General features: G+C 62.3%; 16 protein-coding genes. 7 read left to right on the top strand and 9 right to left on the bottom strand.

Annotated elements, in window-relative coordinates:
• Nucleotides 1–8: 8 nt before the first annotated feature.
• The 4 genes from TSA66_RS16735 (at nucleotide 9) to TSA66_RS16750 (ending at nucleotide 3,348) form a co-directional block, all read left to right on the top strand.
• Nucleotides 9–1,184 carry an acetyl-CoA C-acetyltransferase gene (locus TSA66_RS16735; RefSeq protein ID WP_040040753.1) on the top strand — a complete coding sequence of 392 codons (1,176 nt, stop codon included), beginning with the start codon at nucleotides 9–11 and terminating at the stop codon, nucleotides 1,182–1,184.
• Nucleotides 1,185–1,234: 50 nt separating this feature from the next.
• A complete protein-coding gene (gene phbB / locus TSA66_RS16740; protein WP_040040754.1) occupies nucleotides 1,235–1,975 on the top strand; it encodes an acetoacetyl-CoA reductase in 741 nt (246 codons plus the stop codon).
• Between the two features lie 194 nt (nucleotides 1,976–2,169).
• Nucleotides 2,170–2,352 carry a hypothetical protein gene (locus TSA66_RS16745; RefSeq protein ID WP_040040755.1) on the top strand — a complete coding sequence of 61 codons (183 nt, stop codon included), beginning with the start codon at nucleotides 2,170–2,172 and terminating at the stop codon, nucleotides 2,350–2,352.
• 294 nt (nucleotides 2,353–2,646) lie between these two features.
• A complete protein-coding gene (locus tag TSA66_RS16750) occupies nucleotides 2,647–3,348 on the top strand; it encodes a hypothetical protein (RefSeq protein ID WP_040040756.1) in 702 nt (233 codons plus the stop codon).
• 49 nt (nucleotides 3,349–3,397) lie between these two features.
• On the opposite strand, the gene TSA66_RS16755 is transcribed toward TSA66_RS16750, so the two are convergent.
• Nucleotides 3,398–4,408, bottom strand: coding sequence for an SLAC1 family transporter (locus TSA66_RS16755; RefSeq protein ID WP_040040757.1), 1,011 nt, complete (start codon nucleotides 4,406–4,408; stop codon nucleotides 3,398–3,400).
• Nucleotides 4,409–4,730: 322 nt separating this feature from the next.
• On the opposite strand from TSA66_RS16755, the gene phaP reads away from it, so the two are divergent.
• A complete protein-coding gene (gene phaP / locus TSA66_RS16760; protein WP_040040758.1) occupies nucleotides 4,731–5,282 on the top strand; it encodes a TIGR01841 family phasin in 552 nt (183 codons plus the stop codon).
• A 75-nt stretch (nucleotides 5,283–5,357) separates the two neighbouring features.
• On the opposite strand, the gene trxC is transcribed toward phaP, so the two are convergent.
• From trxC to TSA66_RS16775, 3 genes are read right to left on the bottom strand one after another with little or no spacing between them, the layout of a single operon-like run.
• Nucleotides 5,358–5,786, bottom strand: coding sequence for a thioredoxin TrxC (trxC, locus tag TSA66_RS16765; RefSeq protein WP_040040759.1), 429 nt, complete (start codon nucleotides 5,784–5,786; stop codon nucleotides 5,358–5,360).
• Between the two features lie 9 nt (nucleotides 5,787–5,795).
• Nucleotides 5,796–6,119, bottom strand: a complete 324-nt coding sequence (locus TSA66_RS16770; RefSeq protein ID WP_040040760.1) for a chaperone modulator CbpM — start codon at nucleotides 6,117–6,119, stop codon at nucleotides 5,796–5,798.
• Between the two features lie 24 nt (nucleotides 6,120–6,143).
• Entirely contained in the window at nucleotides 6,144–7,085 is a 942-nt protein-coding gene (locus TSA66_RS16775) for a DnaJ C-terminal domain-containing protein (protein WP_040040761.1), read from the bottom strand.
• Nucleotides 7,086–7,273: 188 nt separating this feature from the next.
• Between TSA66_RS16775 and TSA66_RS16780 the strand changes: the two genes are divergently transcribed.
• Both TSA66_RS16780 and TSA66_RS16785 read left to right on the top strand, forming a co-directional pair.
• Nucleotides 7,274–7,714, top strand: a complete 441-nt coding sequence (locus TSA66_RS16780; RefSeq protein WP_040042686.1) for an Hsp20/alpha crystallin family protein — start codon at nucleotides 7,274–7,276, stop codon at nucleotides 7,712–7,714.
• A 15-nt stretch (nucleotides 7,715–7,729) separates the two neighbouring features.
• Entirely contained in the window at nucleotides 7,730–8,113 is a 384-nt protein-coding gene (locus tag TSA66_RS16785; RefSeq protein ID WP_040040762.1) for an Hsp20/alpha crystallin family protein, read from the top strand.
• 54 nt (nucleotides 8,114–8,167) lie between these two features.
• On the opposite strand, the gene TSA66_RS16790 is transcribed toward TSA66_RS16785, so the two are convergent.
• The 5 genes from TSA66_RS16790 to TSA66_RS28035 all read right to left on the bottom strand — a co-directional run bounded on the left by TSA66_RS16790 (nucleotide 8,168) and on the right by TSA66_RS28035 (nucleotide 14,081).
• On the bottom strand, nucleotides 8,168–9,610 hold the full coding sequence (locus tag TSA66_RS16790) for a 3'-5' exonuclease family protein (protein ID WP_040040763.1): 1,443 nt from the start codon (nucleotides 9,608–9,610) through the stop codon (nucleotides 8,168–8,170).
• A gap of 127 nt (nucleotides 9,611–9,737) precedes the next feature.
• The gene (locus tag TSA66_RS16795) at nucleotides 9,738–9,956 is read right to left on the bottom strand and encodes an RNA-binding S4 domain-containing protein (protein ID WP_040040764.1); all 219 of its coding nucleotides are present in this window, start codon (nucleotides 9,954–9,956) and stop codon (nucleotides 9,738–9,740) included.
• 119 nt (nucleotides 9,957–10,075) lie between these two features.
• Complete coding sequence (gene ypfJ / locus TSA66_RS16800) at nucleotides 10,076–10,936, bottom strand: KPN_02809 family neutral zinc metallopeptidase (protein ID WP_040040765.1); 861 nt, start codon at nucleotides 10,934–10,936, stop codon at nucleotides 10,076–10,078.
• Nucleotides 10,937–11,017: 81 nt separating this feature from the next.
• The gene (gene trhP / locus TSA66_RS16805) at nucleotides 11,018–12,385 is read right to left on the bottom strand and encodes a prephenate-dependent tRNA uridine(34) hydroxylase TrhP (protein ID WP_040040766.1); all 1,368 of its coding nucleotides are present in this window, start codon (nucleotides 12,383–12,385) and stop codon (nucleotides 11,018–11,020) included.
• A gap of 34 nt (nucleotides 12,386–12,419) precedes the next feature.
• Complete coding sequence (locus TSA66_RS28035; RefSeq protein WP_040042687.1) at nucleotides 12,420–14,081, bottom strand: methyl-accepting chemotaxis protein; 1,662 nt, start codon at nucleotides 14,079–14,081, stop codon at nucleotides 12,420–12,422.
• Nucleotides 14,082–14,286: the final 205 nt, after the last annotated feature.

Here is a 14,286-nt window from a genome sequence, read left to right on the forward strand (position 1 = left end):
GATTTGAAATGAATGATGTCGTAATCGTCGCCGCAGGTCGTACCGCAGTCGGCAAGTTCGGTGGCACCTTGGCCAAAATCGCCGCAGCTGATCTGGGCGCGCATGTCATCAAGGGACTGCTGGCCAAGACCGGCATCAAGCCGGAAATGGTCAACGACGTGATCATGGGGCAAGTGCTGACGGCTGGCGTGGGACAGAATCCGGCGCGCCAGGCTGTCATTCGCGCCGGCCTCCCTGATATGGTGCCCGGCATGACGATCAACATGGTGTGCGGCAGCGGCTTGCGCGCCACCCACCTGGCAGCGCAGGCGATCAAGGCCGGCGACGCCGACATCATCATCGCCGGCGGCCAGGAAAACATGAGCGCGTCGCCGCACGTGCTCAACGGCTCGCGCGATGGCTTCCGCATGGGCGACGCCAAGCTGGTCGACACGATGATCGTCGACGGCCTGTGGGATGTGTACAACCAGTACCACATGGGCGTCACCGCCGAGAACGTCGCCAAGAAATACGACGTGTCGCGCCAGGAGCAGGACGAGTTCTCGGTGGCTTCGCAAAACAAGGCGGAAGCGGCGCAAAAGGCTGGCAAGTTCAAGGATGAGATCCTGCCGCTGGAAATCGCGTCGAAGAAGGGTTCCGTCGTATTCGATACCGACGAGTTCATCAAGCCCGGCGTCACGCTCGATTCGCTCGCCGGCCTGCGCCCGGCATTCGACAAGAACGGCACTGTCACCGCTGGCAATGCTTCCGGCATCAACGACGGCGCGGCCGCGGTGATCATGATGTCGGCGAAGAAGGCGGATGAACTCGGACTGAAGCCGATGGCGCGCATCAAGGCGTATTCGTCTGCCGGCGTCGACCCGACCATCATGGGCATGGGGCCGGTTCCCGCTAGCCAGCTGTGCCTGAAGAAGGCAGGCTGGACCCACAGCGACCTCGACCTGATGGAAATCAACGAGGCATTTGCGGCACAGGCGATCGGCGTGAATAAGGAAATGGGTTGGGATACCAGCAAGATCAACGTCAACGGTGGCGCCATCGCAATCGGTCACCCGATTGGTGCGTCCGGTTGCCGCATCCTGGTGACCCTGCTGCACGAAATGATCCGTCGTGATGCGAAGCGTGGCTTGGCCAGCTTGTGCATCGGCGGTGGCATGGGAGTTGCACTCGCAGTGGAGCGCTGAGAGTCGCAGTGGTGTTGTTATTACAGACGAGATAATAGAGAGAATAAAACATGGCAAGAGTTGCACTAGTTACAGGCGGCATGGGCGGATTGGGGGAAGCCATTTGCATTAAGATGGCAGCGCTCGGCTATCAAGTCGTTACCACTCATTCGCCGGGCAACACCAAGGCCGGCGAATGGCTGAGCCAGATGGAAGAGAAGGGCTTCCACTTCCGTGCTTATCCGTGTGATGTGGCCAATTACGATTCGGCGCAAGCCTGCATCAAGCAGATCACCGACGAAATCGGCCCGGTCGACGTGCTGGTCAATAACGCCGGCATCACGCGCGACATGACGTTCAAGAAGATGGACAAGACCAACTGGGATGCAGTCATCAAGACCAATCTCGACTCCGTCTTCAACATGACCAAGCCGGTGTGCGACGGCATGACCGACCGTGGCTGGGGACGCATCATCAATATCTCGTCTGTGAACGGCCAGAAGGGTGCTTTCGGCCAGACCAACTATTCCGCCGCCAAGGCCGGCATGCACGGCTTCACCAAGGCGCTCGCGCTGGAAGTGGCGAAGAAGGGCGTGACTGTCAACACCATTTCGCCGGGCTATATCGGTACCAAGATGGTGATGGCGATCCCGACCGAGGTTTTGGAAAGCAAGATCATTCCGCAGATTCCGATGGGCCGCCTGGGCAAGCCGGAAGAAGTGGCGGGTCTGGTCGCTTACCTCGCTTCGGACGAGGCGGCGTTCCTGACCGGCGCCAACATCGCCATTAACGGCGGACAGCACATGTACTGACCTACCGGGACGGCGAACCGCCGTATCCCTAAGATGGCGCGGTTGAACATGCATGTTCAACCGCGCCATCGTTTTTTGGGCGCTTCGCTTATGTGCTATGCGGCACAGGCAGGAAGAGTGCAACCGGAAAATGCATAAGTTTCTTTAAGGTAAGTTATTTTCTGGTCGCTTATACGAATGTGGCGGCGATCTACATGTCATTCATCGGGAGCGAGATGAGGAAAAAACTGATTGCTGTCACGTTCGCCGCCGGTTCCGTATTCGCTCAGATACCTGCTACACCACCCGGTGCGCCCGTACCGGCAGCCTTGGCCAAGGCCGGCAATAAGATCAAGAAAACCAAGCATGCGAAAAAGGTGAGCAAGACCGCCGCCTGATCATCCCTGGCCGGCACCACTCCGGCCGCATCCGTAAACCCGCAAGCGCCGAGGCGCGGTTTCGTTTTTTCCCCGGCTGCGACCCGGTGTCACGCAAAATCGCTGCATTTGCGCTGCCTGCGACGAACTAATTGATTCGAATGCATCTCTATTGGGCAGACATGCGAAGGCTGCCAAAGACGCCAAGCAGGGGCGATGCTTGATACCTGCGAAATGAGTCCTACACTGAGATGATGCGACCTGCCGGGATGGGCGCGGCAATCACAGTCCACTGTCTGAATTTGGAGAGGTTTTATGCGGAGCGAATATACCCAGCGGTTCAGTTCTGATCTTGATGAAATGCATGAAAAATCGCGCAAGGAAGTCATGCGCACGATTGAGGCCCACGGTTCCCGCACCATCGGCGATTTGCCGGACATGACGGAAGGGGAGCGCGCCAAGTGGTTCTTCTGGAACATGCATGAAAACCTCGACGAATTCAGGAAGCTGGAGCCGACCCTGGTCGGGCAGGTGAAGTGCACCCAGCTGACGCTGACCGACGGCTTGTCGATGCAGACCGAAAAGATCGGCTCGGAAAAGCGGGTGGCCCTGAACTGCCGCTGGCATTTGCGCCTGGCCTATGCGTCGATCCAAAATGAAGAGGCGTTTTCGATCGGTGACGGCGCGGTGACTCTGGTTATCTCCGATGCGTTGCCGGTGGAGCCGCCGCTGCAAAAGAACCAGAAGGGCTACATCGATTCGGACAGCTCGCTCTATCCGCATCAGCTCTTCCTGTTTGGCTGGGTGAGCGAGCCGGTGTGGAACGAGGTCAAGCAGTACCTGTTTTCTCCAAGCCCGAATTGCCAGACCGACCTGATGCTGCGCGATGATTCACTGTTCCCGGTGAAGCCGGGATTCGGTTTCGTAGCTGGGCCGCCGGGAGCGATCGGGATCACCAACCTGGAATTCAGCGTTTCGTTGCACTCGGCGGATCGGCGCGGGACGCGAAGGACGTAATTCAAAGGGGCGACGCGCCTCGGCCGCGCGCCGCAAATTCCCCCACAAACTATTCGGCAGGCAGCAGCCTGCCTTGCAGCAGCAGTGCCACGGTTCGCAAAGCCAGTAGCACGATGACGGCCGAGGCGGCGAGCAGCGCAGCAATGCCTGCTTCCTGCGGCCAGCCGCCGCGGTGCACTGCCTCGATGATGGCGGAAGCCAGCGCCGCCAACGGGAAGGAAAACGACCAGAACCCGATCGAGAACGGTACCTTGCCCCACCACTGGAGCCGCGCCAGTACGCCGACGATCGGCGACACCGCGATGCCCAAGCCGACTGCCAGCACATGGCCCGGCAGGTCGGGCCAGATCACGGCCGCCGCCAGCGTGGCAATGGCTGGCGGCGCCAGTTCCACGCCAATGGTCGGGCGCAGTGCTTCCGGCATGGGGCCTTCAAACAGGCGCGAAAGAATGCGCGCTTCCAGCAGCGCCCAGCCGGACAGGCCGGTTCCGAACAGCAGCGCTCCCCAGCCTTGGTAGCCTAGTGTCCCCAACGCCATGCCGCCGACCAGCGCGCCGCCGACGATGGGTAGGTAAAGGGCGGGCGTGACGGCATTTTCTGGCAACCGGCCGGTGGCGAGCATGGCGACGACGCGGTAGCCGATGAGCGCATGCAGCGCCAGTGCTGCCAGTACAAGGGGAAGCCAGATGCCCTGGTCGGGGCGAGCCAGGATGATTGCCGCCAGCAGCATCGATAGCGGCAGCAGCGCCTGCAGCGAGCTTTGCACCGGATGGCGGAATTCCTGCAGTACCACTTGCGGATAGCGCGCGCATTTATACAGATACAGCAGCAGCGTGGCGACCCAGATCGCTGTGACCGGCCAGGCCATCAGATGCGCGACGTCGGCTGCAACCGGCCAGCCGTAGGCTGCCGCGCGGCGCCATGCGCCGGTTAGCCCGAACAGTCCGACCGAAACTGCGAACAGTCCCGGCGGCACGCGCGCCGGCCAGGGCAGGCTGCGCGCACCAGGCTTTGCGCCAAACAGGTAATACAAGCGGGCACGCGGATTGTCTTTGTCCATCAGATATCCTCCCCGGTTGAGGAAAGCCGGTTCCGGCAGGGGCGCGCGACCGGCGTTATGCGGTGTTCGACTTCATATTAGCCAACTTTAAACATACTTGTTGAATACATATCTCTGCAGGATCAATGCTGTTGCGTGCTTGATATTGAAGATTGTCAGACGAATCAAAAAAGCCGGTTTTTTCATGCAATGCACAAAATTTGCCTTGTACTGGACGGAGAGCATCTCTAGAATATTCAATGTTGCTGCGCAACAAATTCTGACAATGTTTTTCTGTCAGCCGCCACCGCGCATTTGTGCGCCCGAATTTTTGGAGAAACCCATGTTCCCGATTCAAAACCAGATTTCCGCCGCTACCAAGAACAGCCTCGAAGCGCACCTGGCGCTGTACGCTTCGCTGACCAACAAGACCTTCGAAAGCATCGAAAAGCTGGTCACCCTGAACATCACCGCGGTCAAGGCTTCGATGGAAGAATCGTCGGTTGCGGCGCGCCAGATGCTGGCCGCCAAGGATCCGCAGGAATTCTTGGCCGTCGTCACGGCACAGAGCAAGCCGGCCCTGGAAAAGGCGGTCGCCTACGGTAACCACGTCTCCGGTATCGCCAGCAGCGCCCATGCCGAGTTCGTCAAGGCAGCCGAAGTGCAGATGGCGGCGGTTGCCAGCAAGGTCAACGAGCTGCTCGACGAAGTCAGCAAGAAAGCGCCGGCCGGCACCGAAGGCGTGGTCGCCATGGTGAAAACTGCACTGGACAATGCCAACGGCGGCTACGAGCAGTTCGCCAGCACCGCCAAGCAGGCGAAGGAAGTGCTGGAAGCGAATGTGAATGCCGCAGTCGGCGAGTTCGTCAAGACTGCCACTCACCGCGCTGCTTGATCCATAGCGCCGGCAAGTTTCAGCCGACAAAAAACGGGCCGCGTCGCGGCCCGTTTTTTATTGCGCGTGTGCGCATCACAGATGGGCGCGCACCCAGCGCACGATGTCGCCTGCACCCATCGCGCCGGCCTGGCGTGCAATCTCCCGCCCCTGGTGGAACAGCGCGAGCGTGGGAATGCTGCGGATCGCGTAGCGCGCGCCGAGCGCCTGTTCTTCGTCGGTGTTCACCTTTGCCAGCCGCACCTTCGGCTCCAGTTGCGCGGCCGCCTGCTCGAATGCCGGGGCCATCATGCGACAGGGACCGCACCAGGGCGCCCAGAAATCCACCAGCAGCGGGATGTCGCTGCGGCTGAGGTGGCGGTCGAAATCGGCCGTCTTCAGCGCGACCGGATGGCTGTCGAACAAAGCATGGTGGCAGCGCCCGCAATCGGGCGACTCGGACAGACGTTCGGATGGCACGCGGTTGACGGCCTGGCAGTGGGGGCAGACGATGTGCAAAGACATGGCACCTCCCTAATCAAGGGACAGCCCGGCGCGCCGCACGCGCACGCGCAGGCGCTCCAGTTCATCCAGCAGGTCGGCTACCAGCCCGGCCAGTTCGGGGTTGGCGTCGAAGCCGCGTTCGATATCGGTCAGGCGCCGGGTGCGCAGCAGGTCGCCGCCGGAAAACAGCCAGTGCGCCGGGTCGGTGTCGAGTCGGGCCACGTCCGGCCGTGCCGGCAGCACGCCGGCCTGCACGTGTTCGATGATCCATTCGCGGCTGACGGCGCAGCTCAGCGCCAGCTCGTCGAGCGTCAGCTGCGCCTCTTCCAGCAGCAGTGCGACCTGTTCTTGCATGATTCAGACTCCTCAGAGGATTCGTCACACCCTCTCACGGGGATTGAACGCCATTTCGCGCGCCATGGTCCGGTACAGTTCGCGCGCCTTCTCGCTGTCTGCCGGCGGCAGCACCACTTCCATCACCAGGTACAGGTCGCCCGGCGTGGCGCCGGGGATGCCACGGCCTTTCAGGCGCAGCTTGCGGCCCGATTGCGAGCCTTCCGGAATGCGCACCTCGACCATGCCGTCAGGCACCGGCGCCTGCACCGTTGCGCCCAGCGCCGCTTCCCACGGTGCGATCGGCAGCGTCGCATAGACGTCGCGCCCTTCGACGCGATAGCGCGCATGCGGCGTGAAGTGCACTTCCAGGTACAGGTCGCCGGGCGTGCCGCCGCCGATGCCGGGACTGCCCTGTCCGGCCAGGCGGATCAACTGCCCCTCGCGCACTCCCTTGGGAATGCGTACATCAAGGGTATGTTCCGCCAGGCCCACGTGCCCGCGCGCATCCTGGCGCGGCACGCGCAGCGTCATGGTGCGCGTTGCGCCATGGTAGGCATCCTCCAGGTCGAGCATGACCTTGGCGTGATGGTCCTGGCCGCGCATCTGAAAATGGGCATGGCCGGCTTGTCCGGCGCCGCGCCCCATGCGGCTGCCAAACAGTTCGGAGAAAAAATCGCTGAAATCGGCACCGCCGCCGGGCGCACCCGCGCCGGAAAATTCGAATCCGGCATCCCAGTCCGGCGGCGCGTGGAATTCCTGCCCGGCGCGATAACGCTGGCCCAGTTGATCGTAGGCAGCGCGCTTTTCGGTATCGGACAGCACGGCGAATGCCTCGTTGAGCTCTTTCATGCGTGCTTCCGCATCGGGCTCCTTGGATACGTCCGGATGGTACTTGCGCGCCAGCTTGCGGAACGATTTCTTGATCTCGTCCGCGGGGGCATCCCGGGATACGCCCAGTGTCTGGTAATAGTCCTTGAATTCCAAGAAAGATCTCCTTCAGAACTGAGGATCTGCAGATGATTGTCACCCTAGAACATGGAGCCGGCCACATCCGAAATCAAGGTATTGAAATTTTTCATGGCGAACTTATGTTGGTAGTACAGGCCGATGCGGCACCCAGGCAATGTGCACAGCCTATATTGAACCCATTGAACATGAAGGAGGACAGCATGATGTACCGGTCGATGTTCCCCCGCGACATATATGCGGAGTTTGACCGCCTGCAGCGCGAACTGCAGCAGGCTTTCGATTCCAACCCGAGCATCCGTGGCGCGGGCTACGGCGCTTTTCCCGCACTAAATATCGGCGGCACGCCGCAGACCGTGGAACTGTATGCATTCGCGCCGGGCCTCGACCCGAACAGCATCGAGGTCAACCTGGAGCGCGGCGTGCTCACGATTTCCGGCGAGCGCGCAGCCGAATTGCCCACCGAGGACGAGAAAGCCTCGGTCCATATCAACGAGCGCTTCGCCGGCCGCTTCCGCCGCGTGGTGAGCTTGCCGGATGACGATATCAATCCGAGCGGCGTATCGGCGCAATACCGCGACGGCGTACTGCATGTCAGCATCAAGCGCCGCGAAGCGCCGCAGCCGCGCCGCATCGCCGTTCAGTGACAAGGAGGATCGATCATGAGTGAAAACACCAATGTGACGAAGAAGGAAAACAGCGCCGCCCGCAGCGAGGCCGCCTTGCTGCCGCCGGTCGACGTGGTCGAGGATGCATCCGGCATCACGCTGTACGCCGACTTGCCGGGCGTGCCGAAGGATAAGCTGAGCTTGCAGCTGGAAGCGGACAGCCTGACCATCGAAGGCGAGGTCGCGCTGGACACGCCGGCAGGCATGGAGTCGGGCCACGCCGAAGTAAGGCTGCCGCGCTACCGCCGCGTGTTTACCCTGTCGCGCGAGCTCGACAGCGAAAAGGCTTCGGCCGAGTTCAAGCAGGGCGTGCTCAAGCTGCGCATTCCGAAGGCCGAACATGCGCAGCCGCGCAAGATCGACATCAAGGTCGCCTGACCTGCAGCGCCGGTCGGCGCCGCCTGGACCAAGCGGGATTACGATCCCGCTTTTTTATTTTCTCAATTGCGCCAGCCGGATCGGCGCGGCGATCTTGCGCGCCGACAGCGGGTGCACCTGCAGCTTGCCGAGCAAGAGTGCGCGCGTGACGGTCTTGTAGGTGTCGACGTCGAAGGCCGACAGCGCCGGCGCCTGCTCAAGAATGTCCCACAAGTCGCGTTCGTCGCGCACCGTGCCGAGGTAGCTCCAGTTGTCCACCACGTGCACGTCGCTTCGGCCATCGGGGCCGGTTTCCAGCATGCCGATCGGGCCGACATAGGGCCAGGGTTTGAGCTTGAGCGCGGCCAGCGCCTGCTCGAGCCGGGCCTGGTGCTGTTGCGGCGCTTCATTGCCGATGCACGCGCCGCGGCAGCGGCCCGAGGCGTGCGCGCTGCATGCCTGGCCGCTATCGTCGCGCGCTTCCAGCCCGGCCAGCGCCGGACACAAGGCGTGCTGGTCGACGAGCGATTGCAGCGCCATCTCCGCCTTGCTGCGCGAATTGAACAAGCCGTACAGGCGTTCGCTGCGGCCGAAATCGACTCCGCTCGCATAAACCAGCACCGGCCGCGAGCCGCCGTCGGGCGCGGCTTGCAGTTGCCAGCTGCACACGTCGCGTTCGGGTGGCACGCCATGCGCCGGGCGCAGCCGCCTTTGCAGTTGCGCTTCCAGCAGCTGCGCTCCGATCTCTCCCGCGGTTTCGTGCCATTCGAGGCGACGCACGGCGCGCGCGAGCTGCGCATCGCGATGGGAGGGATGGTCGGGGAAATGCGTGAGCACGCGCTGCCGCAGGTGTTGTCCACGGCCGACGTACAGCGGCACGTCGTTCTCGCCATAGAACACATACACCCCCGGCGAATCCGGCAGATCGTCCAGCAGTTCCGGTTCCAGTTGCGCCGGGATGCTCGGGCGCTGCAGCAATTGCCCGACCGCGTCGTCGAGGGCTTCCGGCGCCAGCGTCGCCTCCATCTTTCTCCAGAACTGCCAGAGCAGGTCGGCGTCGGCCAGCGCGCGGTGGCGCGCCTGTGCCGACAAGCCGTGGCGCGCCACCAGCGCATCGAGGCTGTGCTTGATCTCGTGCGGGAACAGCTTGCGCGACAGCTTGACCGTGCACAGCGCCTCGCAGCGCAGCGTCATGCCCAGGCGCTTGAATGCATTGCGCAGGAAGCCGTAATCGAAGCGCGCATTGTGCGCGATGAACAGGCCGTCCTGCAGGCGGCGCTGCACTTCGGTAGCCAGCATCGCGAAGCTTGGCGCGTCGCGCACCATGGCGTCGTTGATGCCGGTCAGGTGCTGGATGAACGGCGGAATCGGCGCTTGCGGATTGACCAGCGCCGACCAGCGGCTCACGCCGGCCGCGGAGACTTCCACCATGCCGATTTCAGTGATGAAGTCGGCGGCCGGATTGGGGCCGGTCGTCTCCAGGTCGATGAAGATCAGCTTGGGATAGCGATTGAGCATGGCGGTGCGATTCCACAGTCAGCTGACCAGCGATGTGGGGCAGCGCTGATTACAGGGGGGAGGGCAGCCGGCGGGCGCCGGCCGAATCGATCTTCGACAAAAGAAAATGCAAAAAGTTCACTTTTTATCAGGCAGAAACGACGCGTATGCGCACGTCGCCCAGGCTGACGACTTGCCCCGCACGGATCTTGCAGGTCTTGCGCAATTCCGTCTTGCCGTCGACGCAGACGTCACCGCCGGCCACGAGGGACTTGCCGGCGCCACCGCTGTCGCAGATGCCGACGAGCTTGAGCAATTGGTTGAGTTCGACGTATTCCCCGTCGAGGGTGAAATCAAGTTTTTGCATGATAGGGCGAGTGTGCTGCACTTTGCCGCACGCTCGCGCAAGCCAGTGGCCGGGCGCGAGCATGGGACATGAGGCGGGCGTATTGTGGAGAGTAACCGCCTGCATTGTAGCGGAATGCGTTACAGCTGCCGTGCTTCGAACGTATTGCAGGCGCTCATTTTTCCGGTTTCGATGCCCCGCGTGAACCAGCGCACGCGCTGTGCCGAACTGCCGTGGGTGAAGGAATCGGGTACGACATAGCCTTGCGCCTGCTTTTGCAGCGCATCGTCACCGATCGCGGAGGCGGCATTCAATGCCGTTTCGATATCGCCGTCTTCCAGGATGTTGCGCGCCTGGTTTGCGTGATAGGCCCAGACGCCGGCGAAGCAGTCGGCCTGCAGCTCCAGCCGTACCGACAACGCGTTGCTCTGCGCTTCCGACGCCCGGCGCCGCATGCTGTCGACCTTGTCGGAAATGCCGAGCAGGTGCTGTACGTGGTGCCCGACTTCGTGCGCGATCACGTAGGCTTGCGCGAATTCGCCGGAAACATGGAAACGCTGCTGCATCAGGCGATAAAAGGAGAGGTCGATATACACCTTCTGGTCGCCCGGGCAATAAAAGGGGCCGACCGCGGTCAGGCCGGTGCCGCAGGCCGTCGGCGTCTTGCCAGAGAACAGCACCAGGCGCGGATCGATGTACTGGCGGCCTTGCTCGCGGAATAAGTCAGTCCACGTATCTTCGGTATCGGCCAGTACCGTGCGCACGAAGCGCGTCATTTCGTCGTTGGCGGGCGGATGCGCGGACTGGACTTGCGCGACCTGACCGGAGCCGCCGCTGAGCATGCTGAGGATGGAGAGCGGATTGACGCCAAACAGCAGCGACGCCACGACGGCGATGACGACCGTGCCGATGCTGAGCGAGCCGCCGCCCAGCCCGATGCCGAAGCCGCCACCGCGGCGGTCTTCCACGTTTTCGCTTTCGCGATTGCCTTCCCATCTCATGACGTTTCTCCTATGGCCGTACTTGCCGGCAAGGGATGGACAACAAACCTAGGCGGAAGTGCCACGGAACGCCTTGCCGGATTACAGCAGGCGCGCCAGCAAGGCCTTGTCGAAGCCGGCCTCGAGCGGAATGCGCACGCGGTGGCCGCTGCCGGGTGCCACCGTCAGCGGCGTGCCGTCTTCGGCTGAGTGCATCGCTTCCAGCGTGACGATGCGGTTGCCGCTGGGGTGAATCACTTCCAGCCGGTCGCCGACCGAGAATCGGTTTTTGACTTCCACTTCTGCCCAGCCGTCGGCCACCGACTGCACGTCGCCGACATAGTGGCTGCGGTGCACTTCCGACACGCCGCTCATGTAGTTCTGGTGATCCTGGGTATGGTGGCGCTGGTAGAAGCCATCGGTATACCCGCGATTCGCCAGCCCCTGCAGCTCGCCCAGCAGATTCACGTTGAACGGGCGTCCGGCGACCGCGTCGTCGATGGCGCGGCGGTACACCTGCGCGGTGCGCGCCACGTAGTACAGCGACTTGGTGCGGCCTTCGATCTTCAGCGAATCGACGCCGATCTTGACCAGGCGCTCGACGTGCTCGACTGCGCGCAAGTCCTTGGAATTCATGATGTAGGTGCCGTGCTCGTCTTCCAGGATCGGCATCAGCTGGCCGGGACGCCCCGCTTCCTCGATCAGGTAGGGCTGGTCGGCCAGCGGATGGCGCGGCATGTCGCCTAACGCCGAGAATGACTGGTTGGCTTCTTCCAGCGCCTGCTGGTAGTTGAACTTGATGGTCTCCACCGGCACGCGCGCGATATCGCCGCTAGCGTCTTCCGAAGCGTTCATCACCTTGTAATCCCAGCGGCAGGAATTGGTGCAGGTGCCCTGGTTCGGGTCGCGATGGTTGAAGTAGCCCGACAGCAGGCAGCGCCCGGAATAGGCGATGCACAAGGCGCCGTGCACGAACACTTCGAGCTCCATCTCCGGGCATTGCTGGCGGATTTCCTCGATCTCGTCGAGCGACAGTTCGCGCGACAGGATCACGCGCGTCAAGCCCATCCTGTGCCAGAACTTGACGTCGGCCCAGTTCACCGCGTTGGCTTGGACCGACAGGTGCACCGGCACCTCCGGCCACTTGTCGCGCACCATCATGATCAGGCCGGGATCGGCCATGATCAGCGCGTCCGGCTTCATCGCGATCACCGGTTCCATGTCGCGCAGATAGGTCTTGAGCTTGGCGTTGTGCGCGAAGATGTTGGAAGCGACGAAGAATAGCTTGCCGCGCGCATGCGCTGCGCTGATGCCGGCGCCGAGCGCTTCCAGCGTCGAGAATTCATTGTTGCGCGCGCGCAGGCTGTAGCGCGGCTGGCCGGCATAGACGGCGTCGGCGCCGAAATCGAAGGCGGCGTGCATCTTGGACAGCGAGCCGGCGGGGAGCAGGAGTTCGGGGGGGCGGAGCATGAGGGACTTCCAGGGAGAACGGCAACGGCCGTGATTATACTAAATGCCCCCGTGGCAAGACGCGCGCAGCAGCAGCGTTGCTCCGGACTGCCGCTGCCGGCAACGCCGGGCGTGCCGGGGCGGCTTGGCGCTCGGCCAGCTTGAATACCCTGACCATGTGCGCCAGCCCCGAGGCTTCGTCGCGCAGCGATTGTGCTGCGCTCGCCGCTTCTTCCACCAGTGCGGCATTTTGCTGCGTCACCTGGTCCATTTGGCTGACCGCCCGGTGGATCTGTTCGATGCCGGCCGTCTGTTCCTGGCTGGCGGCGGTGATTTCTTCCATGATGTCGGACACGTGCCGGATGCCGTGCACGATGTCGTGCATCGTCGTGCCCGCCTGGTCGACCAGCTTGCTGCCGTTGTCGGCCTTTTCCACCGAATCGTTGATCAATGCCTTGATTTCCTTGGCCGCCGCCGCCGAGCGGTGCGCAAGGTTCCTGACTTCGGTGGCGACGACGGCGAAGCCGCGCCCCTGTTCGCCGGCGCGCGCCGCCTCCACGGCGGCGTTAAGCGCCAGGATATTGGTCTGGAAAGCAATGCCGTCGATGACCGTGATGATGTCGACAATCTTCCTGGCCGATTCATTGATCGCACCCATCGTCTCCACCACTTGCGACACGACCGCGCCGCCCGTGACGGCCACCTCGGAAGCCGATTTCGCCAGGTGATTGGCCTGCCGCGCATTGTCGGCGTTTTGCCTGACGGTGGAAGTCAATTCTTCGAGCGAGGAAGCGGTTTCCTCCAGCGCGCTTGCCTGCTGCTCGGTACGCGATGACAAGTCCATATTGCCCGAGGCAATCTGGGTCGAGGCGGTCGCGATCGTGTCGGTCCCGCTGCGTACCTGACCGACGATGTCCGCCAGCGACGCATTCATGTCGCGCAATGCGTGCAGCAGCTGGCCGAACTCGTTGCGCGAATCGGTCTCGACGGCATTCATGAGGTCTCCCTGCGCAACCTTGCGCGCCACGCCGACTGCCTGCTGCAACGGCTTGATAATGGCGTGCAGCAGAAGGAGGGCGGCTCCGATGGCAAACACTGCGCCGAGCAGGATGGCTCCGATCATCAGGTAATTCTGCGACGTAATGTCTTCATGCGCTTTGGCCGCATTCGCGCGGCCGCGCTTGCCGAGAAAATCCTGCAGCTGCAGATACGCTTCCTGCCCGTTCTTGTAGCCGGGATTGATCTGCGTGATCAGGATCTTTTCCGCGTCATCCCATTTTTCTTCCTCGATCGCCTTGGCGGCGTCAGTCACGCTGTCGATGCCGAGCTTGTTGCTTTTCTCGTACCAATTCTTGACCAGTGCCTTTGCTTCTTCCGTTTGCAGCGATGCGAAGAATTCGTCCCAGTCCTTGCGCAACGCGTGCGTATTTTGGGCGACGGCGGTGAAATGCACGCTCAAGGGATGGTCGTGCATCTTCGCGTATTCGGTGGCGGGGCTGTGCTGCAAGGCCTGCAGCACCTGGCTGCGGTTGACTTCCATGCGCAGCATGATGTTGCCGATCATCGCCTGCTGCCGCGCATCGCGCAACGAGGCGCCTTCCAGAAGCGCTACCGCGTGGCTGGTGGTATAGATGCCGAGCGCTCCGACCGCTACCGTGATCGCGATCAGCACGCCGACTGCCGACAGGATGACATATTTGATACTCATGTTTTTCATGGCTTCGACCTTGTATGGAAAACAATGCAGGGAATCGGAGGGCGGCACGCGCAGCGGCACGAATGCGTGGTGCTGCAAGCCGCCGGCGGCGAACTACGTGTGCGTGAATCAGTGGTTCACCAGGGGCCGTTGCATTTTCACCCGCCTGCTTTATTGTTTCTACACAGGAATATTGCAGATCGTCCAGAATAGATAGCCAATCGTC

The organism is Noviherbaspirillum autotrophicum (assembly GCF_000818395.1).
Taxonomy (GTDB): Bacteria; Pseudomonadota; Gammaproteobacteria; order Burkholderiales; family Burkholderiaceae_D; genus Noviherbaspirillum; species Noviherbaspirillum autotrophicum.

What these genes read in the sequence shown, in the direction of transcription:
- TSA66_RS16735 (WP_040040753.1), top strand. Translation starts at nt 9, where the DNA reads ATGAATGATGTCGTAATCGTCGCCGCAGGTCGTACCGCAGTCGGCAAG.
- phbB (WP_040040754.1), top strand. Translation starts at nt 1,235, where the DNA reads ATGGCAAGAGTTGCACTAGTTACAGGCGGCATGGGCGGATTGGGGGAA.
- TSA66_RS16745 (WP_040040755.1), top strand. Translation starts at nt 2,170, where the DNA reads ATGTCATTCATCGGGAGCGAGATGAGGAAAAAACTGATTGCTGTCACG.
- TSA66_RS16750 (WP_040040756.1), top strand. Translation starts at nt 2,647, where the DNA reads ATGCGGAGCGAATATACCCAGCGGTTCAGTTCTGATCTTGATGAAATG.
- TSA66_RS16755 (WP_040040757.1), bottom strand. Translation starts at nt 4,408, where the DNA reads ATGGACAAAGACAATCCGCGTGCCCGCTTGTATTACCTGTTTGGCGCA.
- phaP (WP_040040758.1), top strand. Translation starts at nt 4,731, where the DNA reads ATGTTCCCGATTCAAAACCAGATTTCCGCCGCTACCAAGAACAGCCTC.
- trxC (WP_040040759.1), bottom strand. Translation starts at nt 5,786, where the DNA reads ATGTCTTTGCACATCGTCTGCCCCCACTGCCAGGCCGTCAACCGCGTG.
- TSA66_RS16770 (WP_040040760.1), bottom strand. Translation starts at nt 6,119, where the DNA reads ATGCAAGAACAGGTCGCACTGCTGCTGGAAGAGGCGCAGCTGACGCTC.
- TSA66_RS16780 (WP_040042686.1), top strand. Translation starts at nt 7,274, where the DNA reads ATGTACCGGTCGATGTTCCCCCGCGACATATATGCGGAGTTTGACCGC.
- TSA66_RS16785 (WP_040040762.1), top strand. Translation starts at nt 7,730, where the DNA reads ATGAGTGAAAACACCAATGTGACGAAGAAGGAAAACAGCGCCGCCCGC.
- TSA66_RS16790 (WP_040040763.1), bottom strand. Translation starts at nt 9,610, where the DNA reads ATGCTCAATCGCTATCCCAAGCTGATCTTCATCGACCTGGAGACGACC.
- TSA66_RS16795 (WP_040040764.1), bottom strand. Translation starts at nt 9,956, where the DNA reads ATGCAAAAACTTGATTTCACCCTCGACGGGGAATACGTCGAACTCAAC.
- ypfJ (WP_040040765.1), bottom strand. Translation starts at nt 10,936, where the DNA reads ATGAGATGGGAAGGCAATCGCGAAAGCGAAAACGTGGAAGACCGCCGC.
- trhP (WP_040040766.1), bottom strand. Translation starts at nt 12,385, where the DNA reads ATGCTCCGCCCCCCCGAACTCCTGCTCCCCGCCGGCTCGCTGTCCAAG.
- TSA66_RS28035 (WP_040042687.1), bottom strand. Translation starts at nt 14,081, where the DNA reads ATGAAAAACATGAGTATCAAATATGTCATCCTGTCGGCAGTCGGCGTG.